The following is a 25,132-nucleotide window of genomic DNA, read 5'->3' as shown; positions in this document are numbered from 1 at the left end:
ATCTCGCGTGTTTAGCTGGATCACTAACCTAACATCAGCACGCGAGATGCTTCGCTACCGCTCTGCATGACCGCCTACCTATTTACTCGCACCATTTCTACCCCAGCTTCAACCGTGGGTCAGGGCTAACGAGCTGGGGGGCAAAATCACCGGCTTCAAACTGGAAGTGAGCCGTCATAGCAACCATTGCGGCATTATCAGTGCAGTACTGAAACTCGGGAATAAATACCGCCCACCCTTTCTCCACAGCCAACGCCTGCAAAGCCGCACGCAGACCAGAATTCGCGGCCACGCCGCCAGCCAGCGCAATCTGTGTCAAGCCCAAATCGGCGGCGGCGCGCTGGAGTTGACGCAGCAAAGTTTGGATAATGGTGTATTGAATGCTGGCGCAGAGGTCGGGTAAGTTTTCCTGGATGAACTCCGGGTTCTTGGCCGTTTGCTGGCGCAGAAAGTACATCACAGCCGTTTTGAGGCCGCTAAACGAGAAATCGTAGCCAGGCATCGCGCCCACCGGAAATGGGAAACGCGTGGGGCTGCCGGTACTGGCCAGCTTATCGAGGTGCGGACCAGCCGGATACGGCAGGCCAAGTAGCTTACCGGTTTTGTCGAAGGCTTCGCCGGCCGCGTCGTCGATGGTTTGGCCGATTACCTGCATGTCTGGGGGGCCTTTTACCACCACCAGTTGGGTGTGGCCGCCGCTCACGGTGAGGCACAAAAAGGGAAACGTGGGCCGTGGCTCATTAATAAAGTGCGCCAGAATGTGGGCACGCATATGATTCACGGCCAGCAACGGCTTACCTAATGCCAGCGCGAAGGTTTTGGCAAACATGCTACCAACCAGCAACGAGCCCAGCAGCCCCGGCCCTTGGGTGAAAGCCACCGCGTCGAGGTCCGCTTTAGTCACGCCAGCCTGGCGCAGCGCCTCTTGCACCACCGGAATCAGGTGCTGCTGGTGGGCCCGCGAAGCCAACTCCGGCACCACGCCGCCGTATTGTTCGTGCACGCGCTGGGTGGCAACTACGTTAGAGCGAATTTGCCCCCCAGCCAGCACGGCAGCCGAGGTATCGTCGCAGGATGATTCGATGGCCAGAATTATAGGATATGACATAGCGTGCAGAAAATCAAAGCCCTCGTGGTGCATTGGGCCGGAAACACAACATAAAAAATCAAACGGGCACGGATTACTTTTGTCTGTGGCCGCATATTTTAAGACAAAGGTCGTTTAAATCATTAAACCTCTGACTTGTTAAATGGTCTGACGCGTACTCAAGTTCAGCTTTTACTACCAGTGGCGCTTGTGGCGAAGCGGGGGGCTTTTTTATCCCTTCTCCCAGCCTACAGCCAAGGCCGGACAACGATTAGCTGAAAAGCAGCATCTTCGTCGTTACATTCCTTCTCGCTCATTTACTTCCCGTGCCCCGTTTTATCTCCGTACTGCTCAAAATCCTGCTGGGGCTGCTCCTGCTTGTGGTGCTGGCTGTGGGCACGGTGTTGGTGGCATTGCGGATACCAAGCGTGCAGACGCGGGTAGCACAACGAGCAGCCACATTTTTGTCGGATAAGCTGGGTCAGCGCGTTAGCATCGGGCGGGTAGATGTGCGGCCGTTTTCGCGGGTGCTGCTCCAGAATGTGCAGGTGCTGGACCGGCGCGGAGGCGAGCTGTTTCACATTGGGCAGGCAGAAGCGGACATCCAGCTGTTTTCGCTGTTAAATCCGCGCCATCTGCACGTGGGCCAACTCGTGCTAAATGAGCCGCGTTTTGCCCTAGTCACCTACGCCGACGCACCCGACTCTACCAACCTAAGTCAGTTTGTATCCGCTGTGCGCCGTCTTCTCGGCCCCACCGACACCACCAAAGTCAAGAAGCCCTTCGATTTTCAGATTCAAAGCGTTGGGCTCCGCAACGGCCGCTTTGTGCTGGAGAGACAGAACCAGCCGCGCGTCAAATATGGCATCGATTACGCGCACATGCAGGTCGACAGCATCTATGCTGACTTCTCGGGCATCAAAATGAACGGCGACACCATCATCACCCGAATTCGGGATATGCGTGCCGTGGAAACGCCTTCGAAAACCCGCGTGCAGCACTGGGACACTGACATGACGTTTGCGCCCACCTACTGGGAGTTTGCCAACACCGATCTGCGCGTGGGCCGCAGCTACCTCAAAGACTACGTACGTTTCGATTATAAGCGCTTTCTCAACTTCACGCACTTCAACGATTCGGTGCGCGTAACGGCGCGGCTGGGACCCACCCGACTTTTCTCCGATGACATCGCCCATTTTGCCCCCCAGCTCCGCGACCTAAACGAAACGGTGCTGTTCTCCGGCGAGGCCAAAGGCTACGTCACCAATTTTACTACCCGCAACCTTGATGTGCGCTACGGGCAAAACACGCACGTGGTGGGCAACATCAACGTGGAAGGGCTGCCCAACCTGAAGGAAAGCTTCGTGGAAATGCGCTTGCAGCCCTCCGTAATTGATGGGCGCGACATCCGCAAATTCGTACCTGCGAAGGGTTGGGCTTATGTGCAGCGCTTAGGTACCGTGCAGCTCAAAGGGCAATTTCTGGGCTTCTATAACGACTTCGTCGCTAACGGCTCTTTCAATACTGCTCTTGGCAACGTGGTGTCGGACGTGAACATCAAGTTCAAAACCGATCCTCGCTATTCTACTTATGAAGGCCAAGTAAAAACAACGGGCTTCCAGCTGGGCAAGTTTCTGGGCGACCAGAGCACCGTGCGCGACATTGCCTTCAGCGGCCGGGTAGAGGGCGTTGGGTTTACGCCGGAAGGGGCCCGCCTGCGCGCCAATGCCACGGTGCAAAGCATTTGGCTGAAAGGTTACCGCCTCCGCAACATCACCACCAATGGCCAGTTCAGCCGCGAAACCTTTGAGGGTAAATTGGCTGTGAATGACCCTGCCCTGCAAATATCCGCCGACGGCCGCGTAGACCTGAACAAAGCCCGCCAAGCCTTCGACGTGCGCGCGCAGGTACGCCGCGCCGATCTGCGCGCCCTCGGCCTCACCGATCAGGCCGTTACTGTTGCCACCAAAGCGGATCTGCGTTTCCAAGGCTTGAAGCTCGATGACCTGATTGGCCGCATTATCCTGCGCGAAACTAAAGTAGGCTACGCCGGCCGCAACGTGGCCATCGATACGCTCGATATTGTAAGCCAACGCCAGAATGGGCAGCGCAACGTGGCCGTGCGCTCCGAAGTATTGAATCTTACGGCCAACGGCGACTTCAATTTCACGACCGTAGCCCGCGACGTACAAACGCTCATCAAGGAGTATCAGCTCAACTTCGAGAGCAACGACACTGAAACCGCTAACTACTACCGCCGGAAGCGTCAGGGGGCAATTCCTGAGTATGCTATCGACTTAGATCTTTATCTGAAGCGTGCGAATCCGGTTATTCAGCTATTTGTGCCAAAGCTGGAGATATCCGACTACTCACGAGTTGACGGTTCTTTTCGCAATGGTCCCACTTCTATTTTTACGCTCGCCGGGCAATTTGACAGCCTGCGCTACGATAGCATTCGGGCCATAAATACGTCGATGGAACTGCTCACCTCCAAGCTGCCCTATCAACCCGAAATACTCGCGCAGGCTAACATCACTTCCGCAAAGCAAAAACTTCCGCTCTTGAAGGAGACGGAGAACTTCTACGTGGAAGGCGTCTGGGATCAGGACAAGATTAATTTTTCGACTTCGCTCGCCCAGACCGGCACCACCAACCGGGGGGCAATTAATGGCTCAGTGGCTTTTTTACCACAAGCCGTGCAGGTGATATTCCGGCAGTCGGGCGTCAACCTGTTGGGCAAAGACTGGACGCTGGCGCCTGAAAACGTAGTCTTGATTTCTAATGGAGGCAAAGAGATTGACATTCGCAGCCTGACTCTTTCGAATGGCGCTCAACAAGTGAGTGCCCAGGGTTTCATTTCCACCGATCCGGCCAAAACCTTACAGCTGGCTGTTCAGAATCTGGAGTTGGCCACGCTTAGCTCCCTCACTAAGCAGAATGTTACGGGAGTAGCTAACGCGCAAGGAACCGTAAGTGGCGTTTTTGGAGCCTTGGTTGTTAATAGCTCGCTGGCCGTCGATTCGCTTCGGTTTGATGATATCCTGATCGGCAACGTCACCGGCAGCAGCGACTGGGATAATACCACCAGTAAGCTGGGGGTGAACCTAGATGTGATGAACAGCCAACAGCGGGTACTTACAGTGACAGGCACCGTCGCGCCGCGCGAGCCAATCCGCCAGCTCGACCTTACCGCGGTACTGGATAGTGCACCGGTGAAAATAGCGGAGCCGCTCCTAAGCACGCTCTTCGACAATATGCGTGGCACGGCCGTTGGTCGGCTGCGGCTGACTGGTCCGCTTGCCGCGCCCAATCTTGTGGGCGATGTGGATGTAAGTAATGGCCGCTTCAAGTTCATCTACCTGGGCACTACCTACCGGTTCACCGACCGCATCTCATTCCGCGAAGACCGTATTGTCTTCCGGGACGTGAATCTGCGGGATGTGTTTGGCAATACCGGCACGCTCGACGGGGAGATTCGACACCAAGGCTTTCAGAACATGGTGCTTAATCTGAGTGCCGATTTCCGAAAGCTCCAGCTACTCAATACTACCCGCAAGGAAAACGAGCTCTACTTCGGCCGCGCTTACGGCACGGGCGAGGCGCGCGTATTCGGCCCCGTCGATAACTTAACCGTGAACGTTACGGCACGCAGCGAGGCCGGCACCCGGGTTTCGCTCCCCCTCGATAATGCAGCCAAAGCCGAGCAGGCCAGCTATATCAAGTTTGTGAATCGTAATCTGCCTACTGATACCACCTCCACCGTGCCCATCGTAGCGGCAGCGGCTGGCCGCGTGGATCTTTCGGGCCTGCAGCTCAACTTCAACCTGACAGTAACCGAGGATGCTTACGTGGAGATTATTCTCGACGAAAGCACTGGCGACGTAATTCGGGGCACGGCTGTGGGTCAGTTGCGCCTAAACGTGGATACCCGCGGCGAATTCAATATGTACGGGCAGATTGAAATCGTGCGGGGGGCTTATAATTTCACCTTGCAAGGCCTGATTAATAAGGAATTTGTGGTCCGGCCGGGCGGCACCATTTCCTGGAACGGCAACCCATTGGACGGCCAGATGAACGTAACGGCTGCTTACACCCAGCGCACGTCATTGGCCCCAGTGCTCGGCACGGCTACTCCCAGCGCGGGCGCGGTGGTTCCCGTTACGGCCGTTATGAACCTGACGGGCCCGTTGCTGCTACCGGCCATTCAGCTAGGGCTTGAGTTTAATGATGCTCCTTCCGCTTTGGAGGGCGATTTGGCTTCGTTTACGAACTCTTTGCGCAATGATGAGCAGGAGCTGAACCGCCAAGTATTCAGCTTACTGGTCTTCAAGCAGCTTTCGCCCCCCGGCTCTTTCGCGCAGCTTTCCTTGAGCGGCAGCAACAATACGGTGGGCAACAGCTTGGGCCAAGTTCTTTCGACGCAACTGGGTCTGCTCACCTCTCAAATTGACCAGAACCTGGAGATTGACTTCAACCTCAACGGGCTTTCCCAAGAGCAGCTTCAGGCGTTGCAAGTGCGCCTGAGTTACAGCTTTATGAATGGCCGGCTGCGCGTGACCCGCGAAGGGGGCTTTACCAATTCCACCAACTTGGGCACCGTACCAGGTTCCGGCGACATCGATCAGACGGCCCAAACATCCCTGCTCGGCGACCTAAGCCTAGAATACTATCTCCAGGCTGACGGCCGTTTTCGGGCTCGCCTCCGCTACCAGACTACGCCCCGCGACTTAGAAACCATCAACCAACCCCGCGCGGCCGTCAGCTTGCTGCATACGGAGCAATTTGACTCGCTACAGGAGCTTTTTGCCCGTAAGCGCGTCCGTCGCCGCGACGAAGCCGCCCGCAAAGCCCGCGAAGCCATCATCGTCGACGATGATCCTCGCACCATTATGTAAGCGGCATTTATGCTGTATCGAGAAAGGCTACGATTGCGTTGTGATGGTCCTGGGGGGCTTTTTTCGAATTCAAATTGGGTAATTGCGTTCATTGCTAATTGCTAATCCTACCTTTGCGGCATGGCTTCCCCTCCCCGTTCGTCCACTCGTAAGAAAAAGCTGGGTAATTACCCGCACACGATGGTCGTGTTTAGTATCACGCTGGCGTTGCTGGTAATTGGGCTTTTTGGGCTGCTGCTGGTTCATGCCCACAAGCTTTCCAACCTAGTAAAAGAGAACCTGGAAATGCAGGTGTACCTAGACCGCGACCTCCCCGAAGCACAGCTTCTGCGCTTGCAGCAAGCCTTTTCGAGCAAGCCCTTTATCGCCTTCCGCGACCGGCAGCCTCAAGTGCGTTTCCTGTCTAAGGAAGAAGGTGCCCGTCAGTTCATTGAACAAACCGGCGAAGATTTTCAGCAATTTCTGGGCGATAATCCGTTGCGTGATGCCTATATCCTACGCATCAATTCCGAGTACACCGACTCGCTCAACCTACGCAAAATAGAGCAGGAGCTGCGAGCCGAAAGCGGCGTGCACGAGGTACAATACGTACAGAGCCTGATTACGAGCATTAATCAGAATGTCCGCAAGCTTAGCCTAGTGCTACTGGGCTTTGCCGTAGTACTCACGCTCGTTGTAACCATTCTGATTAACAATACCATTAAGTTGGCGCTATTCTCCCAGCGTTTCCTTATTCGGAGCATGCAGCTAGTAGGCGCCACTTCCTTCTTTATTCAACGTCCATTTTTGCGGCGCGCTACCTGGCAAGGCTTCGTTAGCGGCGCATTGGCGGCTCTGATTCTGCTGGCGCTGCAGCAATACGCGTACTTGCAGGTAGATGAGCTTCGCCTTTTGCTCGACGAACGCTTAATCGGCGCTTTGCTGGTGCTAATGGTCGTGTTGGGCTGTGTTATTGGCTTTTTTAGCTCCTACCGCGCCGTACGCAAGTATCTGGGCATGTCGCTCGACGATTTATATTAACATCAATTCACTTTTATCAAGCTGGCCTGAACCACCGCTTGAAACCCCATTTGGATTCCATGGAACAACGCCCCACTTCCCATTTCGCATTTGGGCCCCGTAATTATCGGCTCATGTTTATAGGCTTGGCCGTATTGGTAGCGGGCTTTATCACCATGACCCTCGATACTGCGGACTACGGCCTTGGGTTTATGGGCATCACACTCGGTCCCATTTTATTGGTTGTCGGGTTTGTAATTGAGTTTTTTGCCATCATGGCCAAGCCTGGGGGGCAAATTTCGACTCCCACCGAGACAATTTCAGTGGAGGCGGCCTCAACGGCCAGCGTCGCGCCACCAGTAGCGGTTCCTACCCCGGCGGCGCGCCCTACTTATAAGCGTTAATAGATGAATTATTGGCATGCGCTGATCCTCGCTATTGTGGAGGGTCTGACGGAGTTTTTACCGGTATCAAGCACCGGCCACATGATTATTGTGGCCAATCTGCTCGGTATCGGGCAGGCTCCATTTACGGAAGTATACATTACCTCCATTCAGTTTGGGGCTATTCTGTCGGTGGTTGCGCTGTACTGGCGCCGCTTTTTGCAGAGCTTCGATTTTTATCTCAAGCTGGCCGTTGCCTTCATTCCATTTGGCATTCTGGGCTTCGTGCTGAAAGACGTAATCACCGAATTATTGAAAAGCGTGACGGTAGTAGCCATTTCCCTGGTTCTGGGGGGCATTATTCTACTGTTTGTTGATCAGTGGTTCAGTGGAGAGCGTAAGCAAGTGACGACGCCAAACCTCAAGCAGGCGTTTAAAATAGGGTTGTTTCAGTGCATCGCCCTTATTCCGGGCGTGTCGCGCTCGGCGGCCACCATTGTGGGTGGTCTTAGCCAGGGCTTCGACCGCCGGTCCGCTGCCGACTTTTCGTTTCTGCTGGCGGTGCCTACCATGTTTGTTATTACTGCGTATCAACTCTATAAAGCTTACAAAATCACCCCGCTCCAGCCCGGCGATTTGCAAGTACTGGCCTTTGGCAACGTGGTGGCGTTTGTGGTAGCGCTATTGGCGGTCAATTCGTTTGTAAACTTCGTTTCGCGCTTTGGTTTCCGGTCTTTCGGCATCTATCGCATTGGCATCGGCGTTATTATTCTGATAATGATAGGGTTGGGTATTGATCTGCAATTGATATGAAGCAGAAAGAGTTTGACTTTGAAGCCGGCGAGGTTCTGTTGCTGGATAAGCCGCTTACTTGGACGTCGTTTGACGTGGTGCGCAAGGTGAAAAACATGCTGCGCATCAAGAAAATCGGGCATGCGGGCACGCTCGATCCGTTGGCGACGGGCTTGCTTATTTTGTGCACCGGCAAGAAAACCAAGGATATCGATACCATTCAGGCGCAGGAGAAAGAATATACTGGTACCTTTCGCCTTGGCCAGACCACACCCAGCTTCGATCTCGAAACGCCCGTCGATGCGGAGCTTCCCTACGCTCACCTCACTGAAGATGATCTGCAAGCTGCTACTGCGCCTTTCATCGGTCTTATTGAGCAGACGCCACCGCTATTCTCGGCCGTAAAAATCAACGGTGAGCGGGCCTACGAAGTAGCTCGCCGCGGCGATACTGCCGAAATCAAGAGCAAACAGATTACCATTACCGCGTTTGAGCTCACGAGCATAGACTTGCCCAACGTGCAGTTTCGGGTGGTGTGCTCCAAAGGCACTTACATCCGCAGCCTCGCCCGCGATTTTGGGGCAGCACTTGGTTGTGGCGCGCATCTTACTCAGCTCGCCCGCACTCGCATTGGAGAGTACGCCTTATCGGACGCTCTCACCATAGCCGATCTTGAGGCACTGCGGCCCCCGCGGCCCGAAGCTGACCCAGCCAAGCCAACGCGCCCGGCCGGCGAACGACGTCGGCCAGTGCGTCAGGGTTTAGCGTACTACGACGCTTCTACCGTTGCGGCAGCTTCTGCCACCGACGCCGAAAAAGCCCCCAGGAATAGTTCTACCGCCATTTAGCCATCCAGCAGATGCAAGTTTTTCGTGACCCGGCGCACTTCCCGTTTCTAGGTCAAGCCGTCGTAACGAGCGGTACCTTCGATGGCGTACACGTAGGGCACCAGAAAATTCTGCACCGGCTGCTGGAAGTGGCTCGGCAAAGTGGCGGCCCCGCCGTGGTCATTACCTACTGGCCTCACCCGCGCCTAGTGCTGGACCCGCCGCCCACGCACCCCGAGCCGCTCGACTTGCAATTGCTTTCCACTCTGGATGAGCGAATTGAGCGCCTCGAACACTTTGGCGTTGATTACCTGCTCATTGTGCCCTTTACCCGCGAATTCGCACAATTGACCTCCGAGGAATACATTCAGCAACTCCTCTTGCGCACCGTAGGCGCTAAAAAGCTGGTGATTGGTTATGACCACCGGTTTGGCAAAAACCGCGAAGGAGGCTTTGAATACCTCAGCAAAAACGCCGCCCGCTACGGGCTGGAAGTAGAAGAGATTCCGCGCGAAGACGTGGACGCGGTTGGGGTAAGCAGCACTCGTATCCGCCGCGCCCTGCTTAGCGGCGACATTGCCACCGCCAACCGCCACCTCGGTTACTCTTACTCCCTGACTGGCACTGTTGTACGCGGTAAGCAGCTCGGCCGCACTATCGGTTTTCCTACCGCCAATCTGGAGCTGGCAGAGGACTCTAAGCTGGTGCCGGCTCAGGGTGTGTACGCCGTAATGGCTACCACTGCCGCCGGCGATGTAGAGCAGGGCATGCTCAATATCGGGGTGCGCCCTACCGTGGGGGGCAATTTAGCGCAGACCATTGAAGTACATCTGCTGGATTTCTCGGGCGACTTATACGCCCAGCCGCTGACCATACAGCTGATAGCCCGCCTGCGTGATGAGCAGAAATTTACGGGTTTGGATGAGCTGAAGGCGCAATTGGCCAAGGACGCCGATGCGGCTCGACAGCACTTAGTGGGGGGCTAATTTGTAGTCTGCTTCCGCGAAACCTATTATCCTTTTAACTTCCCGCTCCCAACTACCCCACCCACCTGATATGATAAACAAAGTTGTAGCCGACGCCCAGGCGGCCCTGCACGGCATCACCGACGGCATGACGCTCATGCTCGGCGGCTTCGGCCTATGCGGCATTCCCGAGAATGCTATTCAGGAGCTGCTGCGCCTCGGAGTAAAAGAACTGACCTGTATCAGTAACAATGCCGGCGTCGACGATTTTGGTATTGGGCTTCTACTGCAAACCAAGCAGGTGCGCAAGATGATATCGAGCTATGTGGGGGAGAATGCGGAGTTTGAGCGGCAATTATTATCCGGTGAGTTAGAAGTAGAGCTCATTCCGCAGGGCACGCTGGCTGAGCGCATTCGGGCCGGTGGGGCAGGCATTCCGGCGTTTTACACGCCCGCAGGCTATGGCACCGAGGTAGGCGAAGGAAAGGAAAGTCGGGAATTTAAAAGCAAGATGTATCTGCTCGAGACTGGCCTCACCGCCGACTATGCATTTGTAAAAGCTTGGCGCGGCGACACGGCCGGCAACCTTATCTATAAAGGCACGGCCCGCAATTTCAATCCGATGATGGCAACGGCCGGCAAAATTACCGTGGCCGAAGTAGAGGAACTCGTGCCGGCCGGCGAGCTGGACCCAAACCAGATTCATACGCCCGGCATCTTCGTGCAGCGCATATTTGAGGGCAAAAACTACGAGAAGCGTATTGAGCAACGGACTGTACGGACCGTCAGCTAAAGTCTGGGCTTGCTCTACGCCGACGCCTGAGTCCAGTATGAAGCCGCCTCACCTCCGCAAACTGCAGAAGCCTCTACGCTAGCTATGAAAAACACGGTTCTTCTTTTCCTTACGCTGGCTTTTGGCAGCCACACCTACGCCCAAACGGCCACGTCGCCGAAACAGAAGTCTACCAAGCCGCGAACTCTTACTACCAGCTTAGCCCCCCTACCGGGCATCGACCGCTTGCTGGAGGAATACACGGCCGATAACCGCGTGCCCGGTGCTATTGCCCTGATTGCCCGCGATGGGAAAATCATCTACCGTAAAGCTTTTGGCTTTGATGATACGGGGGCCAAAACGCCCCTCAAGCCCGACGCCATTTTCCGGATTGCTTCCCAAACCAAGGCCATCACCAGCGTCGGGCTGATGCTACTCTACGATGAAGGCAAATTCCAGCTCGACGACCCTATTTCTAAATACCTACCAGCGTTTCGAAACCCTAAGGTGCTGGCTAGTTTTAACGAAAAAGACTCCAGCTACACCACTGTACCAGCCAAATCAGAGGTTACCATCCGCCAGCTCCTGACGCACACTTCGGGCATCAGTTATCCCGTTATCGGCTCGAAGGAAGCGAAGGCTATTTACGCGAAAGCCCGCATTCCGAGCGGTATTGGTACGCCAAATGGTACGCTAGCTACCTCTATGAACGCTCTAGGTGCCCTTCCGCTGATGCACCAGCCAGGCGAGCGATTCACGTATGGCTTGAGCGTAGATGTATTAGGCTACCTCATTGAGGTGCTCAGTAAGCAAACCCTTGATCAGTACCTGCGCACGCGGCTATTTGAGCCGCTGGGTATGCGCGATACTTATTTTTACCTACCCGCCGACAAGCAGAGCCGCCTGGCGGCGCTTTACACCGAGGATGCCGCGAAAGCCACGGTAAAGCAAACCGGCCTGTACGGCATGAATCCCGACTACCCCAAAGAAGCCGGCAAGTATTTCTCGGGCGGGGCAGGTCTGTCCTCAACCATCGATGATTACGCCGCTTTCTTACAAATGCTTCTCAACGAGGGTGAATATAACGGCCGACGCTACCTAAAACCAGCCACCGTGCGCCTCATGACCAGTAATCAAATAGGAGCCATTGAGCAGGGTCAGAACAAATTTGGGCTGGGCTTCAGCATTACTACCCCCAAAACCACGGAAGTATCCGGCCTGTCTGAGGGTTCTTATGAATGGGGGGGCATTTTTGGGACTACGTACTGGGTTGACCCCAAGCTAAAGATTGTGGCCTTGCTTTATACCCAAAAATACCCAAACACTACTGCCCGCGACTTGGCCGGCAAATACAAGCTGCAAGTCCGGCAGGCAGTTGCTGGGCCGCCAGCCGCTTCTGGTTCCGCTAACTAATCCGCCCTCTCCTCCCACATCCATTATGTTAGACAAACACGGTATCGCCAAACGTATCGCCCAGGAAGTGCGCGATGGTTCCTACGTCAACTTAGGCATTGGTATTCCGACGCTGGTCGCCAATTATATTCCGGCCGGAATCAACGTCGAACTACAATCTGAAAACGGCCTGTTGGGGATGGGGCCCTTCCCCACAGAGGCCGAAGTTGACCCTGACCTTATCAACGCGGGCAAGCAAACCGTAACCACGCTACCCGGCTCCAGCCTTTTCAGCTCAGCCGATAGTTTCGGTATGATTCGGGGCGAGCACGTCGATCTGACCATCCTGGGAGCAATGGAAGTATCCGAGCGCGGCGACATTGCCAACTGGAAGATTCCGGGCAAAATGGTGAAAGGAATGGGGGGTGCTATGGATCTGGTGGCCTCGGCCAAAAACATCATCGTGGCCATGCAGCATGTAGCCCGCGACGGCAGCAGCAAGCTCCTCACCGATTGTACGCTGCCCATTACCGGCCTGCGCTGCGTGAAAAAGATTGTGACAGAACTAGCCGTCATTGACATCACACCCGATGGCTTTGTGCTGCGTGAGCGGGCACCTGGCGTAACTGTAGAGCAGATTAAGGCCGCAACAGCCGGCAAGCTAGTAGTTCCTGAGGGCGACGTACCTGAAATGCAGTTGTAGCTACTTTCTCTCTGAATGTGTTGCAAGAAGCGGGTTATATGGCCCGCTTCTCTCGTGTACACCGAACGGCAACTGATGCTAATTGCCTGTTGTTGTGGTTTTGGTAGCTGGCGCTGAATACTCCGTAGACGGTACATTCTTGGGGATGGGGCGCACGGGGCCAGCTGAGTCAACTCGCTCAGCAACAGCTGACGTATCAGTAGCAGCTGAAGGATCCGGAGGAGTCATATCAGCCGTAGTGGTAGGGGCATCTGAAGCAGCCGGATCGGAGGTACACGCCCCAACGGAGGCAACAGCAAGGAGCAGAAAAAGGCGCGCAGCATTCATGGGACTAAAGGCTAAGGGTGAATTTGTACTACCAGAAACGAATCTTATACCCTAGTAGTTATCTGCCACGGCCAAGTGCTTATCTTGTGTAGGGCCTATTAGGCGAGTATGCGCTTTTCCATCTGGGGTAGTCAGCCTTAGAAGCAGTTTTCTTGCAGGCGGAGACGGGGCAAGGCGGCGGCCATTCAGGTGCTGAATACAGCCTTGTACAAACCTTAAGCCCCGATGCGGAGTACCCTACCCGTAAAGTCGTCTGTTAGCAGCTCACTGCTGCTTGGATAATGGCCTTTTCTTTCGATTTCGTTTACAATATCACATACTACCTATGGCAACCAGTTCAAATGGCAAAACCGGCACCGGTGGCAGCCACGCCAAAAAAATAACAGACAAACCAGCACTGCCAATTCCGGAGTTGCTTACGCCCACGGCTATCCCAGCGCACAAGCTAGTACTCCGCACCTTACGCCGCTCCGACTTTAAAGCGGTGAAAGGCATAATGGATAAGGTGTACTCCAACATGGAGGGCTCCTGGTCGTCGGATGAGTATGCGGCGCTGATTCGCAAATTTCCGGAGGGGCAGATTGGTATTGAAGACAATGGCACCTTAGTGGCAGCGGCGTTGGCTATCATCGTGCAATACAGCGACTTCGGCGACCGGCATACTTACGCCAAGATAACGGGCAACGGTAAGTTCGACACCCACAATCCTGATGGCGATACGCTTTATGGTGTCGATGTATTCGTTGATCCTGAGTATCGCTCTCTACGCCTGGGGCGTCGTCTCTACGATGCTCGCAAGGAACTGTGCGAAAACCTGAATCTTCGCGCCATGGTGGCTGGGGGGCGAATTCCGGGCTACGCAGCCTACGCCGACCAAATGACCCCGGCTAAATACGTGGAGATGGTGCGCAACAAGGAAATCACCGACCCAATCCTGACTTTCCAGCTCTCCAATGAGTTTCACGTGCGCAAAATCATTCGTGGCTACTTGCCCTACGATTCTGAGTCGAAAGCCTTTGCAACGTTGTTGGAGTGGCTGAATGTGTACTACGAGGAAGAGGAAAAGCTTATTGGTAACCAGAAAAGTAACGTCCGCATTGGTATTGTACAGTGGCAAATGCGCGCTACTCGTAGCCTAGAAGACCTGTTGCAGCAAATTGAGTTCTTCGTAGATACAGTTAGCGGCTATAAGTCGGACTGCGTGATGTTTCCGGAGTTTTTCAACGCTCCGCTGATGGCGCTTACCAACGAAGATTCTCCTTCAGTGGCCATTCGGGCTATGGCAGCATTTACGGAGCCCATCAAAGCTAAGATGATGGAGCTGGCAGTAAGCTACAACATCAATATCGTGGCTGGATCCATGCCCGTGTACGAAGATGGCAAGCTGTACAACGTGGCTTTCCTCTGTCGCCGCGATGGCACCATGGACGAGCAGTATAAGCTCCACGTAACACCCGACGAAGCCAGCTATTGGGGTATGCGTGGCGGCGATAAGCTAAAGTGCTTCGATACTGACTTTGGCAAAATTGGCATCCTCGTTTGCTACGACGTAGAATTTCCCGAACTGGCTCGCATGCTTTCCGATGAGGGCATGAAAATCCTATTTGTGCCTTTCTGGACCGATACCAAGAATGCTTATCAGCGGGTGCGGCTCTGTTCGCAGGCGCGTGCCATCGAAAATGAGTGCTATGTAGCCATTACAGGCTCCGTGGGCAACTTGCCCCGCGTTGAGAACATGGATATTCAGTATTCGCAATCGGCCGTGTTTAGTCCCTCCGACTTTGCCTTCCCTCATGATGCCATTGTGGCCGAGGCAACGCCAAACACCGAGATGACCCTCATTGCTGACCTCGACCTCGACTTGCTCAAAGACCTGAACAGCAGCGGCGCCGTGCGTAACCTCCGCGACCGTCGCAAGGATTTGTATTCAGTAAGCTGGGTGGTGAAAAAAGCCGAGCGCGATGACGAATTGCTTAGCCAAGGCGAAGAGCGCGCACCCCGTACGAGCAAGCGCAGAGCTATTGCAGCCGGCTAGCTTCTGCTGACATCCTAGCAAAAAAGCCCCCCCAGAAACGTCTCTGGGGGCTTTTTTACTAGGATATATACCAAGTGTATCTGGCTGGTAACAGTTATGATAATTAACCTAAATCATTCCCTCTTTCGCCAGGTGCTTGATGACGTCAGGTGGTTTGCTAAAAAGCCCCCCAGCCAGCTTATACCTGATTTAGCAGGTGGGCGTAGTCGCGGAGCACGGTGCGTAGGAAAGGCTCATCCTGTAAATCGGTTCTGATTCCCGCTATGCTCTTTACTTTATTGGCTACTTCATTAATTAGCAGATAGTTCTGACGCTGCATGCCTTGCTGAAAGAGCTGCCGAATAAGCGTAATATCTTCGGGAGTGAGACTAGCCGCCTGCGGAAATACTACCTGATAGTTAGCATCGGGCAGCATGATGGTTTCATCCAGCCGTGTACTGGCTTTAACGCGCACGACGGTAGTGCCAGCCGCCAGGTCGCCGAGGCGTTGGCCTTTACCATTAATCAGAATGGTGATAACCGCCACCGCGCCCGACATCAGGCTGATATCAATCAGGCGCAGGAGCCAGCGCAAGAAATAGTCACCCAGGCCAGGCTGGGTGCCATCAAGGCGAATAACTTTTAGGTCGCGGGCACGCTTACCGATGCTTTGGCCATTCAGGAATATTTCGCTGAGCAGGTGATAAAACACCCATGGAATCCCGACCAGAAAAGCAATTAAGAATACCGTTAAGCTATTTCCAGCTTTTGAGATTGATGCTGTCCTCAGCAACACTGCTCCGACCCCAAAGCACACTACTCCCCAAACGAAGAGGACAAGGTAATCGATGAGGGCCGCCAAGATGCGGTCGCCAATGCCCCCGATTTCATACTCGACGGTGACGTTCTGGGGGGTTTGAACCTGAATGGTGCGCATGCTAAAAAAAGTGCAAAACAACAGGCACCGTCCGTACGGCCCGCTGATGATAATCAATATATTTGCCAGAGTGCCCGCCGCCGCGTGTTGCCGCTTCCAACTATTCTTACTTTCTCTTTAGCTGCCCTTTAACCAGTATGCGTGAAGCGGTTTTTTTGCGGCAAAATACCCAGAAGTGGCAACGCTATACCAGTCAGCCCACCACCGATCCGGATGAGCTGGCGGCGCGCTTTGTAGAACTCACCGACGATCTATCGTACGCGCGTACTTTCTACCCCGACTCCACGACCACGCAGTACCTGAATGAGCTGACGGGCAAGCTACACCAAGCGTTATACAAAAACAAAAAGGAGAATACCGGCCGTTTTGGGCGGTTTTGGCGACTTGAGTTACCCTTGCTAGTGGCTCGCTCGCATCGGCCGCTACTATGGGCCCTAGCTTTCTTTTGCCTGTCGGCGGCCATCGGGACTTTGTCGGCAGCTTATGACGACACGTTTGTGCGCCTGATCCTGGGTGACCAGTACGTGAACCAGACCCTCAACAACATCCGCCGGGGCGACCCGATGGCCGTGTACAAGAGTATGGGCCAAACCGAGATGTTTTTGATGATTACAGGCAATAACATTTTCGTGGCCTTACGCACTTTTGCCATGGGCGCGCTCCTTTCCTTCGGTACGGCCTGGTCGCTGTTCACGAATGGTGTAATGCTGGGCGCTTTCCAGTATTTCTTTTTTGCCCAGGGCGTAGGCGCACAGTCGGTGCTGACCATCTGGATTCACGGCACCCTGGAAATCTCGGCCATTGTGCTGGCTGGTGGGGCGGGCTTTGTGATGGGCAACAGCCTGTTGTTTCCGGGCACCTACTCGCGCGCTGATTCCTTCCGGCGGGGTGCCCGCGACGGCCTGAAGCTAGCCCTGGGCCTGGTCCCGATTTTTGTAGTGGCCGGCTTTTTGGAAAGCTTCGTGACCCGTCATACCGAGATGCCACTGGCGCTAAGCCTGCTCATCATTGGAGGTTCCTTAACCTTTATTCTGGGCTACTTCGTGGTCTATCCGTGGTGGCTACACCGGCGTACCGACCGCGTTATCTGACTCTGTTATCTTTTTCTATTATGCCTCGTCTTGCCTTTACTCAACCAGCCGACTTCCTGAAAGAGCGCGATTTCGGCCAAAAAATCGAAGCATCTTTTGACTTCGTTCGAGCCCATTTTCGCCCCTTTGGCAAGTGCATGCTGTATATCGTGCTGCCTGCGGCGTTGCTAAGTGGCATAGGGGCAGGACTGATGCAATCACGCTTGCAGCTGTATATGCAGCAGGTAAAAACTGCTGCTAAAACTGGGAACGCGTCTATGGCCCCACTAGTAGACTTTATAGGTAGCCCGGAGTATGTATTGGCTATTTTAGGTAGCCTTTTAACTTTCATGCTGCTTATTCTGACTACTTACGGCTACATGACGCTTACCTTGTCGAAAGCTGATTCAGCTGCTGACATCGAAGTGGCAGATGTATGGGCGCTCGTGCGCCGCCGATTCTTTGGTACACTGCTCGCTACGCTTGGCCTGGCGGTAGTGATGATAGCCGCGACTTTGCCGATTCTAGGGGTATTCGGATTATTATCCGTATTGGGGTCGATGGCGGGGTTGCTTTTGCCTGTAGCCTACATAGCTACATTCTATGTAATGTTTAGCTTAAGCCTGTTTCACATTATTTGGGTGCGAGAGGAGCTCGGTTTTTTTGCCACGTTGCGCCGGTGCTTCTACCTTGTATGGGGTAAGTGGTGGTCTACGTTTGGGCTGATTATGGTCATGCTCTTGATTATTGGAATGATGGCTATCGTATTTTTCATTCCCCAATCGTTCCTCAACATAACGTCTATTATCACACCGGACGCTGCATCCCCCAATGCTCTGCTCGTGGTGGCCGTAAACACGGTGAGTTCAATGGCCCTGATGATGCTTTACCCGTTGCTATTTCTGGCTATTGCTTTTCAGTATTTCAACTTGGTAGAGCGCAAAGAGGGCGAAGGGCTACATAGACTGGTGGGCCGCATTGGGCAACCGGCCGTGGCAGATCAGCCTGTGGCCGCCGCACGTTACCGCGCCGAAGAAGAGGGCGAATACTAATGCTGGGGGGCAAATTTCACTGATTTTCAGCGCCATTATTTTACTTCTGCTCCTTGTCGCTTCGGGCTATCTTTTTGCTGTTGAGTCTGTTGGTGCTGCGGCCACTACTGGCAACCCCGCGCGCCCTTCAGCCAGTAGATTCCGCTGTTAATGGTGTGCAGGTACGGCGGCCGGCTCAGGCGCGCCTGCAAGCACTACGACAGCAGCGTGAGCTACAGTATGAGGAAGAAGCACCCGTTGTCGATACCAGCCAATCGCTATGGCGGCGCTTTCTGCGTTGGATAAGCAATTGGTACCAAACACCTGCTTATAAAAACGGCTGGCGCTATATCATCTACGGCGGCTTTTTAGCAGCGTTTGTGTTCATTGTGCTACGTCTGTTGCAGGTCGATCTTACGGGCGCATTTGGTCGGGCACCCCGTCGGGCTACCCTTTCCTACACTGCGGAGGCCGATGATATCTACGCTCCCGACTTCATGGCCCGGTTGGCGGCCGCTGAAGAATCGGGTAACTACCGCCTAGCAGTGCGCCTGGGTTTTCTGAGTGTATTGAAGCAACTCACCGACCGTGGCTTGCTTGACTGGCGACCGGAGAAAACCAACGCAGATTACATCGCAGAAATGCCCCCCAACGCCTTACGGCCCGCTTTTATTACAGTGGCCAGGCAGTTTGAGTACGCATGGTATGGGGAATGGGAGTTGAGCCCGGCCCAGTACGCCGAGGTGCGCGCCGCCCAGGTAGGCCTGATTACGAAAGTACCTCAGACTGTCGCCCGATGAAAAATCGTCAATTTCAACTGTATCTGCTGGGACTTCTAGTTCTGTTTGGCATATACATAGCCGTCGATTATTACCGGCCAAAGCCAGCAGACCGTACCCAGACGTTCATTAACCGCGACAAGATTCCTTACGGCACCTACGCCCTCTATGACTTATTGCCCGACCTACTACGCGACTCCGTGCAGACGGTGCGAGAACCCATATTTAACCAGCTAACTGCTTGGCAAGCAAAACAATCTAAAAGGAATTCGGGGAAGGCAAATGCCAGAAGGGCAGCAGCTTCCTACGTGTTCATTCAACCTACTTTTCGCCTCGATTCATTGGATGCGCACGCGCTGCTGCGCTTTGTGGCTCAGGGCAATGATGTCTTTATTGCGGCCGAGGAATTTGACCGCGACTTACGCGACACCCTGCACTTCGACACGGCCGAAGCTCTCAGCTTTCGCCCACACTTCAGGACAGACAGCCAATCTGACTCTATTGCCGTTCGGCCCGACTCCGTGACGTTGCGCTTTCAAACGCCGGGCTTAGCACCACTTCGTCGGTTTCGCTACCCTGCTACCTTGGCGGCTACGCGGTTCGTAACCGATAGTCTGCCGCCCGGAGCAACCGTGCTGGCTAGTGATGAGCGGCGGCGCCCGGTCCTGGTACGCGTTGCGCACGGTGGGGGGCATTTTTACCTGTGTTCGGTACCCATTGCGTTTACCAACGTCTTTGTACTTAGCCCTCAAACCAGCGATTTCGCCTTTGCTAGCCTCTCCCATCTGCCCGCCGAGCGACCGGCCTGGTGGGACGAATATCAGAAGCAGGGCCGCTTAGGGGGCAAATCCTTACTAGGGGTGCTGCTCCGCTATCCGGCGTTGCGCGCGGCCTTTTACCTGACGTGTATTGGTAGTTTGTTATTTATCTTTTTTGAGGCCAAGCGCCGCCAACGCATTATTCCCATCCTCAAGCCTTTGCCCAATACGACGCTGCTTTTCACTCACACGGTAGCGGCGCTTTACCGTCAGGGAAACGACCACACCCAACTGGCAGACAAGAAGATAAACTTGTTTTTGGAATACCTGCGCACCCGCTTTCACGAGCCCGAGCTAGACCTCAACGACGAGCATTTCAGGGAACGACTAGCTCATAAGTCCGGGGTGACGCGCGAGGCTGTCGACAAGCTACTGCGCCTGATTAACTTTACTCGGACCGCGCCACAAGTATCAGATCATCAGTTACTTCAACTGAGTCATGCCATTAGCGAGTTTCGGCGCATGAGCCGGTAGTTATGTTGTGAGTTACCAACAAATCGAGGTATATAACCATCTAATCGCGCAGGAGCTTATCGTGTTAAAAGCTTAGCCGCTACATATTCTTCCCAAATCCTTTCATGGAATCAGAATCGTTCTCCCCGACCTCTAGTGCCGCTTCGGCTCCAGCAGAAAATTTGCCCCCCACTACCCTCCCAGCGGTTGAGCCAAACCCAGTATTTACCCCCGCAGCGACTTCAGTCATTTGAGCAGCAGCGCTGAGGCTGTTCGCCGGGAGTTGGGTAAGGTTATCGTGGGGCAAGAGGCGGTGGTAGAGTTGCTGCTCACTGCCTTACTGGCCGATGGCCATGTTCTGCTGGAAGGCATGCCTGGTGTAGCCAAAACGCTCACCGCCAAGCTACTGGCCCGCACCCTCGATGTGCCTTTCAGCCGCCTGCAGTTTACGCCCGATCTGATGCCTTCAGATGTGCTGGGCACTTCCGTTTTCCGCCCCAATAAGGCTGAATTCGAATTTCGTCCTGGTCCCATTTTCGCCAGCATTGTGCTCATCGACGAAATCAATCGTGCCCCAGCTAAGACGCAGGCGGCATTATTTGAGGTAATGGAAGAGCATCACATCACCCAAGACGGCGTGACCTACCCCATGCAGGAGCCGTTTCTGGTGTTAGCCACTCAAAACCCGATTGAGCAAGAAGGCACTTATCGTCTGCCGGAAGCCCAACTCGACCGTTTTCTATTTAAGATAAGTGTTGGCTATCCTAATCTGGAGCAGGAAGTAGCCATTCTGCAGGGGCATCATGCCGGGTTTGGTGGCACACCATTGGAAGCGGTTCAGCCAGTTCTTTCCGCCACCGATATTGCGCAGCTGCGCCAGCAGGTTCGGCAGCAGCATGTAGAGCCGAAGCTTCTCGACTATATTGCTCGCCTTGTCGGTCAGACCCGCGCGCACAAAGCCCTCTACCTGGGTGCTTCGCCTCGCGCTTCGCTGGCCCTGCTCAACGGCGCTAAAGCCTTAGCCGCCCTGCGTGGCCGCGACTTCGTAACGCCCGAGGATGTACAGTTTCTGGCAGCTCCTGTTTTGCGCCATCGGATTCAACTCACCCCCGAGCGCGAGATGGAAGGCGGCACCCCGGATGAAGTTGTGAAACAGATTATGCAGCAGATTGAAGTACCACGGTAAATGCAGAAGGCTTAGATTTATCAGGCAAACTTTTGGACAACCCTACTTAGTTGAAAACGCTTTTCCTCACCCGGCGCTTCTTTCTAGCCCTCGCACTTACCGTGACCGGGTTTGTCGTAGCGTTTTTCCTGCCAGTGCTACTACTTCCAACCCAAGCAGTATTGGCCATCCTTACGGCCCTGATGCTGCTAGATGGTTTGTTACTATATGCGCCGGGCACTTCGGGCGCCGGGCACGTATTTGGGCGGCGGGTAATTGGTAGTAAGCTGGCCAACGGCAGCGATAACGAAGTAGCCATCTATCTCGAAAATCATTACCGCTTCACCATCCGCACAGAGGTGATCGATGAAATTCCGCATCAGTTTCAGCGCCGCGACGTGCTGTTTCAGTTGAAGCTTCAATCGGGCGAAACGCAGGTCATTCGCTACCAGTTGCGGCCAGTAAAGCGCGGCGAATATCATTTCGGCGCCGTCAATGTGTTTGCAGCTTCGCCAGTGGGGTTGGTTCGGCGGCGGTTTCGGTATGGGCAAGACCAGGTGGTACCGGTATATCCGTCGTTTTTGCAGATGCGGCAGTACGAGTTGCTGGCCCTGAGCAATCGGCTCAGCGAAGTAGGCGTCAAGCGTATTCGACGCGTGGGCCACAGCTTGGAGTTTGAACAAATACGCCCCTACGTGCCCGGCGACGATCCGCGCAGCATCAACTGGAAGGCTTCCGCCCGGCGAGCGAGCGGCGGTGCCGATACGCTGGTAGTCAACCACTTTCAGGATGAGCGCGCTCAGCAGGTGTATTGCCTGATCGATAAAGGTCGGGTGATGCGCATGCCATTTGACGGCCTGAGCCTGCTCGATTATGCCATCAACGCTACGCTAGTGGTGAGCAATATTGCTATGCTCAAGCACGACAAAGCGGGCCTCGTCACTTTCTCCGATAGCATGGGCGCTATTGTGCCCGCCGACCGCCGTGGGGGGCATTTATTGAAGTTACTAGAGGTACTATATAAGCAGCGCACGAAGTATTTAGAAACAGATTTCGAGCTGCTGTATACTAATATCAAAACCCGCATCCGGCAGCGTAGCTTGCTTCTGCTGTTTACCAATTTTGAAACACTCAGCGGCTTGCAGCGGCAGTTGCCCTACCTGCGGCGCTTGGCCAAAGACCATTTGCTACTGGTCATTTTCTTCGAAAACACTGAGCTTCGGCAGTTTCTCGACACGCCTGCCGCCACTACGGAAGACGTCTATAACCAAACTATTGCGGAAAAATTCGCCCAAGAAAAACGTCAGATTGTACGCGAGTTGCAGCGCTACGGGATTCACGCTCTCCTTACCCCGCCCGACCAATTAACGGTGAATACATTAAACCGCTACCTAGAATTTAAAGCGCGCGGGCTGATTTAGAAATCTTTACCTCCTGTCGTGTTTTAGATAAAGGCTCAACCTTACTTCTAACCGTTGGACGACAGGAGCCGCGCGCCAACAACAAATTCAGCAGTGAGGCAGGCGCGAATACATGTGTCTGTGCTGGTCTAAAGTCGGAGCTTGATGGGGCGGGACGAAATAACCTGGTATTTTTAGCGCACATCCGCTCCAGCTTTGGTATGCCTCGTCCCTTCTATTTGCCTTCCGCTTTTCTCATCTGTTTCTTCCTGTTTTGCAGTTATAGCGGCTTCGCCCAGCCTTCGACGCAAACGCGCAACTTACTGCCGGTGCCAGCCCAAGTAAAATGGGGCACGAGTCGTTTTGCTCTGAAAAATACCTGGCGCACCCAACTCAATGCCCCGGCCGCTCCCGACTCTGCCGTGCTCGCCGCCGCGCAGCGTTTGAGCAACTGGTTGATTCAGCAAACCGACGGCAAGCGCCTAACTTCCGAGTTTACAACTTCCGGAGCTGCCGATCTTACCATACGCTACGGGCGGGCGGGACGCGTGGAGGCCGGCGATGAGGAACGGTATAGTCTGCGGGTGACACCGGCGGGAATTGCGCTGGATGCGCCCACCAGCTTAGGGGCTTTGCGGGGGCTAGAAACCTTGCGCCAACTGCTGACCAAAGAGAAGAAGAATTTTTATTTCCCCGAAGTAGATATCACCGATCAGCCCCGATTCGTTTGGCGGGGCTTGCTTATTGACGCGGCCCGCCACTTTATGCCGGTAGCCGTTATTAAGCGCAATTTGGATGGTATGGCGGCGGTGAAGCTCAACGTTTTGCACTGGCATTTGTCGGATGATCAGGGCTTTCGGGTAGAGAGCAAGACATTGCCCCAGCTTCATGAAGTAGGAAGTGAAGGGCAATACTACACCCAGGCACAGGTGCGCGATGTGCTACGCTACGCTGCGGCCCGCGGCATTCGGATTATTCCGGAGTTTGATATGCCCGGTCATGCGACTAGCTGGCTGGCCGCCTACCCGGTGCTGGCCAGCAACGACTCCATATATGGTGTGGCACAACGCTGGGGAGTGCTCAACATCGCTATGGATCCGACCCGAGAAACGACCTATCAGCTTCTCGACACCTTAATTGGGGAAATGACGACGCTGTTTCCTGACCCATATTTCCACATTGGTGGCGATGAAAACGACGGGCGGCAGTGGCGGCGCAATCCGCGCATCGTAGAGTTTATGAAGGAAAAAGGTTTCATGACCGCGAAAGGCCAACCTGACAAACATGCCCTGCAAACCTATTTCAATCGTCGTATTCTGCAGATGGTAACAGCACGTGGCAAGAAGATGGTGGGGTGGGACGAAATCCTTGGGCCCGGTTTGCCCCCCAACGCCGTTATTCAAAGCTGGCGCGGCCGTAAAGGCCTATATGAGGCCGCGAAAGCCGGTCACACCACTATCCTCTCTAATGGCTATTACATCGACTTAAACTACAGCGCCGCCTCGCATTACCTCAACGACCCGTTGCCTGCCGATGCACCGCTAACCGCCGTAGAAAAGCAGCGCATCCTGGGTGGGGAGGCTACGATGTGGGCGGAGTTTGCCGATTCGGTTATTGTCGATAGTCGCATCTGGCCACGCGCGGCGGCTATTGCCGAACGGCTTTGGTCACCGGCTACCGTGAAGGACGTGCCGGATATGTACCGCCGACTGGGGGGCATTTCTGCCCTGCTCGAAACATTGGGGCTGCAGCATCGGCGTGCGCCGGAGAAACTGCTGACGCAGTTGGCTGCTGGCCAAGAGGTAGCTCCGCTGCGCACCCTGGCCAGCGTATTGGAGCCGGTGAAGGAATATAAGCGGCACTTTCAGGGTATGAAGTACACAACCCTGACGCCTTTAAATCGGTTGGTAGATGCCGCGCCCGCCGAATCGGATGCGGCGCGTGAGTTTGGCGTAGCGGTTGAAAATCTGCTGCGACTGCGCCAAAATGCCCCCCAGACATCCACTGCTCTCACTCCCGAAGCTAAAGTAGCCGCCGTGGCCGTCACGACGCCGCTACGCCAATGGCAGCTAAACGATGCGCTCGTGCGCCCGTTGCTTCTTGCTCAGCCCAGCCTGCAGGAGTATGCGCCACTTTCGGCCCAACTCAGCAGCATTTCGGCCCTGGCGCTGGAGCGGCTGCGGCAAATGGAGAAGGGCGAAAAGCCCCCCATCGCCTGGCAAACCGCCGCCCTCAAGCAACTCGACGTGGCGAAAGCGCCGGCCGGGCAGGCGGAGTTGGCTATAGTAGCCAGTGTCCGAAAGTTGATTGAGAGCAAATAAGC

General features: G+C 54.7%; 20 protein-coding genes. 17 read left to right on the top strand and 3 right to left on the bottom strand.

Annotation, left to right across the window (positions count from 1 at the left end):
* Positions 1–97: 97 nt before the first annotated feature.
* On the bottom strand, positions 98–1,108 hold the full coding sequence (gene tsaD / locus EPD59_RS06010; RefSeq protein ID WP_133272001.1) for a tRNA (adenosine(37)-N6)-threonylcarbamoyltransferase complex transferase subunit TsaD: 1,011 nt from the start codon (positions 1,106–1,108) through the stop codon (positions 98–100).
* A gap of 305 nt (positions 1,109–1,413) precedes the next feature.
* On the opposite strand from tsaD, the gene EPD59_RS06005 reads away from it, so the two are divergent.
* The 9 genes from EPD59_RS06005 to EPD59_RS05965 all read left to right on the top strand — a co-directional run bounded on the left by EPD59_RS06005 (position 1,414) and on the right by EPD59_RS05965 (position 12,815).
* On the top strand, positions 1,414–5,982 hold the full coding sequence (locus EPD59_RS06005) for a translocation/assembly module TamB domain-containing protein (RefSeq protein WP_133272000.1): 4,569 nt from the start codon (positions 1,414–1,416) through the stop codon (positions 5,980–5,982).
* A 120-nt stretch (positions 5,983–6,102) separates the two neighbouring features.
* Positions 6,103–7,002, top strand: coding sequence for a cell division protein FtsX (locus EPD59_RS06000; RefSeq protein WP_133271999.1), 900 nt, complete (start codon positions 6,103–6,105; stop codon positions 7,000–7,002).
* 59 nt (positions 7,003–7,061) lie between these two features.
* Complete coding sequence (locus tag EPD59_RS05995; protein WP_133271998.1) at positions 7,062–7,385, top strand: DUF3098 domain-containing protein; 324 nt, start codon at positions 7,062–7,064, stop codon at positions 7,383–7,385.
* Between the two features lie 3 nt (positions 7,386–7,388).
* Positions 7,389–8,177, top strand: coding sequence for an undecaprenyl-diphosphate phosphatase (locus EPD59_RS05990; protein WP_133271997.1), 789 nt, complete (start codon positions 7,389–7,391; stop codon positions 8,175–8,177).
* A complete protein-coding gene (gene truB, locus EPD59_RS05985) occupies positions 8,174–9,004 on the top strand; it encodes a tRNA pseudouridine(55) synthase TruB (RefSeq protein ID WP_133271996.1) in 831 nt (276 codons plus the stop codon). The genes EPD59_RS05990 and truB overlap by 4 nt, the downstream gene beginning before the upstream one ends.
* Positions 9,005–9,015: 11 nt before the next feature.
* Positions 9,016–9,969 carry a bifunctional riboflavin kinase/FAD synthetase gene (locus tag EPD59_RS05980; RefSeq protein WP_133271995.1) on the top strand — a complete coding sequence of 318 codons (954 nt, stop codon included), beginning with the start codon at positions 9,016–9,018 and terminating at the stop codon, positions 9,967–9,969.
* A 70-nt stretch (positions 9,970–10,039) separates the two neighbouring features.
* Positions 10,040–10,741: a CoA transferase subunit A gene (locus tag EPD59_RS05975; RefSeq protein WP_133271994.1), complete on the top strand. Its 702-nt coding sequence runs from the start codon at positions 10,040–10,042 to the stop codon at positions 10,739–10,741.
* Between the two features lie 84 nt (positions 10,742–10,825).
* Positions 10,826–12,133: a serine hydrolase domain-containing protein gene (locus EPD59_RS05970; protein ID WP_133271993.1), complete on the top strand. Its 1,308-nt coding sequence runs from the start codon at positions 10,826–10,828 to the stop codon at positions 12,131–12,133.
* A 25-nt stretch (positions 12,134–12,158) separates the two neighbouring features.
* Positions 12,159–12,815: a 3-oxoacid CoA-transferase subunit B gene (locus EPD59_RS05965; RefSeq protein WP_133271992.1), complete on the top strand. Its 657-nt coding sequence runs from the start codon at positions 12,159–12,161 to the stop codon at positions 12,813–12,815.
* Between the two features lie 78 nt (positions 12,816–12,893).
* Here EPD59_RS05965 and EPD59_RS05960 read toward each other — a convergent pair whose 3' ends face one another.
* Entirely contained in the window at positions 12,894–13,142 is a 249-nt protein-coding gene (locus EPD59_RS05960; RefSeq protein WP_133271991.1) for a hypothetical protein, read from the bottom strand.
* Positions 13,143–13,638: 496 nt separating this feature from the next.
* Between EPD59_RS05960 and EPD59_RS05955 the strand changes: the two genes are divergently transcribed.
* Positions 13,639–15,177: a bifunctional GNAT family N-acetyltransferase/carbon-nitrogen hydrolase family protein gene (locus EPD59_RS05955; protein WP_240731721.1), complete on the top strand. Its 1,539-nt coding sequence runs from the start codon at positions 13,639–13,641 to the stop codon at positions 15,175–15,177.
* 178 nt (positions 15,178–15,355) lie between these two features.
* Here EPD59_RS05955 and EPD59_RS05950 read toward each other — a convergent pair whose 3' ends face one another.
* A complete protein-coding gene (locus tag EPD59_RS05950) occupies positions 15,356–16,093 on the bottom strand; it encodes an RDD family protein (RefSeq protein ID WP_133271989.1) in 738 nt (245 codons plus the stop codon).
* 137 nt (positions 16,094–16,230) lie between these two features.
* Here EPD59_RS05950 and EPD59_RS05945 point away from each other — a divergent pair, with 137 nt between their 5' ends.
* The 7 genes from EPD59_RS05945 (at position 16,231) to EPD59_RS05915 (ending at position 25,130) form a co-directional block, all read left to right on the top strand.
* Complete coding sequence (locus tag EPD59_RS05945) at positions 16,231–17,184, top strand: stage II sporulation protein M (RefSeq protein WP_133271988.1); 954 nt, start codon at positions 16,231–16,233, stop codon at positions 17,182–17,184.
* A gap of 20 nt (positions 17,185–17,204) precedes the next feature.
* Positions 17,205–18,215, top strand: a complete 1,011-nt coding sequence (locus EPD59_RS05940; RefSeq protein ID WP_133271987.1) for a hypothetical protein — start codon at positions 17,205–17,207, stop codon at positions 18,213–18,215.
* Between the two features lie 53 nt (positions 18,216–18,268).
* Entirely contained in the window at positions 18,269–18,994 is a 726-nt protein-coding gene (locus EPD59_RS05935) for a DUF4129 domain-containing protein (RefSeq protein WP_133271986.1), read from the top strand.
* On the top strand, positions 18,991–20,265 hold the full coding sequence (locus EPD59_RS05930) for a DUF4350 domain-containing protein (protein ID WP_165963489.1): 1,275 nt from the start codon (positions 18,991–18,993) through the stop codon (positions 20,263–20,265). The genes EPD59_RS05935 and EPD59_RS05930 overlap by 4 nt, the downstream gene beginning before the upstream one ends.
* 229 nt (positions 20,266–20,494) lie before the next feature.
* The gene (locus EPD59_RS05925; protein WP_240731638.1) at positions 20,495–21,430 is read left to right on the top strand and encodes an AAA family ATPase; all 936 of its coding nucleotides are present in this window, start codon (positions 20,495–20,497) and stop codon (positions 21,428–21,430) included.
* 50 nt (positions 21,431–21,480) lie between these two features.
* A complete protein-coding gene (locus EPD59_RS05920) occupies positions 21,481–22,830 on the top strand; it encodes a DUF58 domain-containing protein (protein WP_133271983.1) in 1,350 nt (449 codons plus the stop codon).
* Between the two features lie 200 nt (positions 22,831–23,030).
* Positions 23,031–25,130 carry a beta-N-acetylhexosaminidase gene (locus EPD59_RS05915; RefSeq protein ID WP_133271982.1) on the top strand — a complete coding sequence of 700 codons (2,100 nt, stop codon included), beginning with the start codon at positions 23,031–23,033 and terminating at the stop codon, positions 25,128–25,130.
* Positions 25,131–25,132 lie beyond the last annotated feature (2 nt).

The sequence above is a fragment of the Hymenobacter radiodurans genome (genome assembly GCF_004355185.1).
Lineage (GTDB): Bacteria > Bacteroidota > Bacteroidia > Cytophagales > Hymenobacteraceae > Hymenobacter > Hymenobacter radiodurans.
This window is presented reverse-complemented; position numbering and strand designations above follow the sequence as displayed.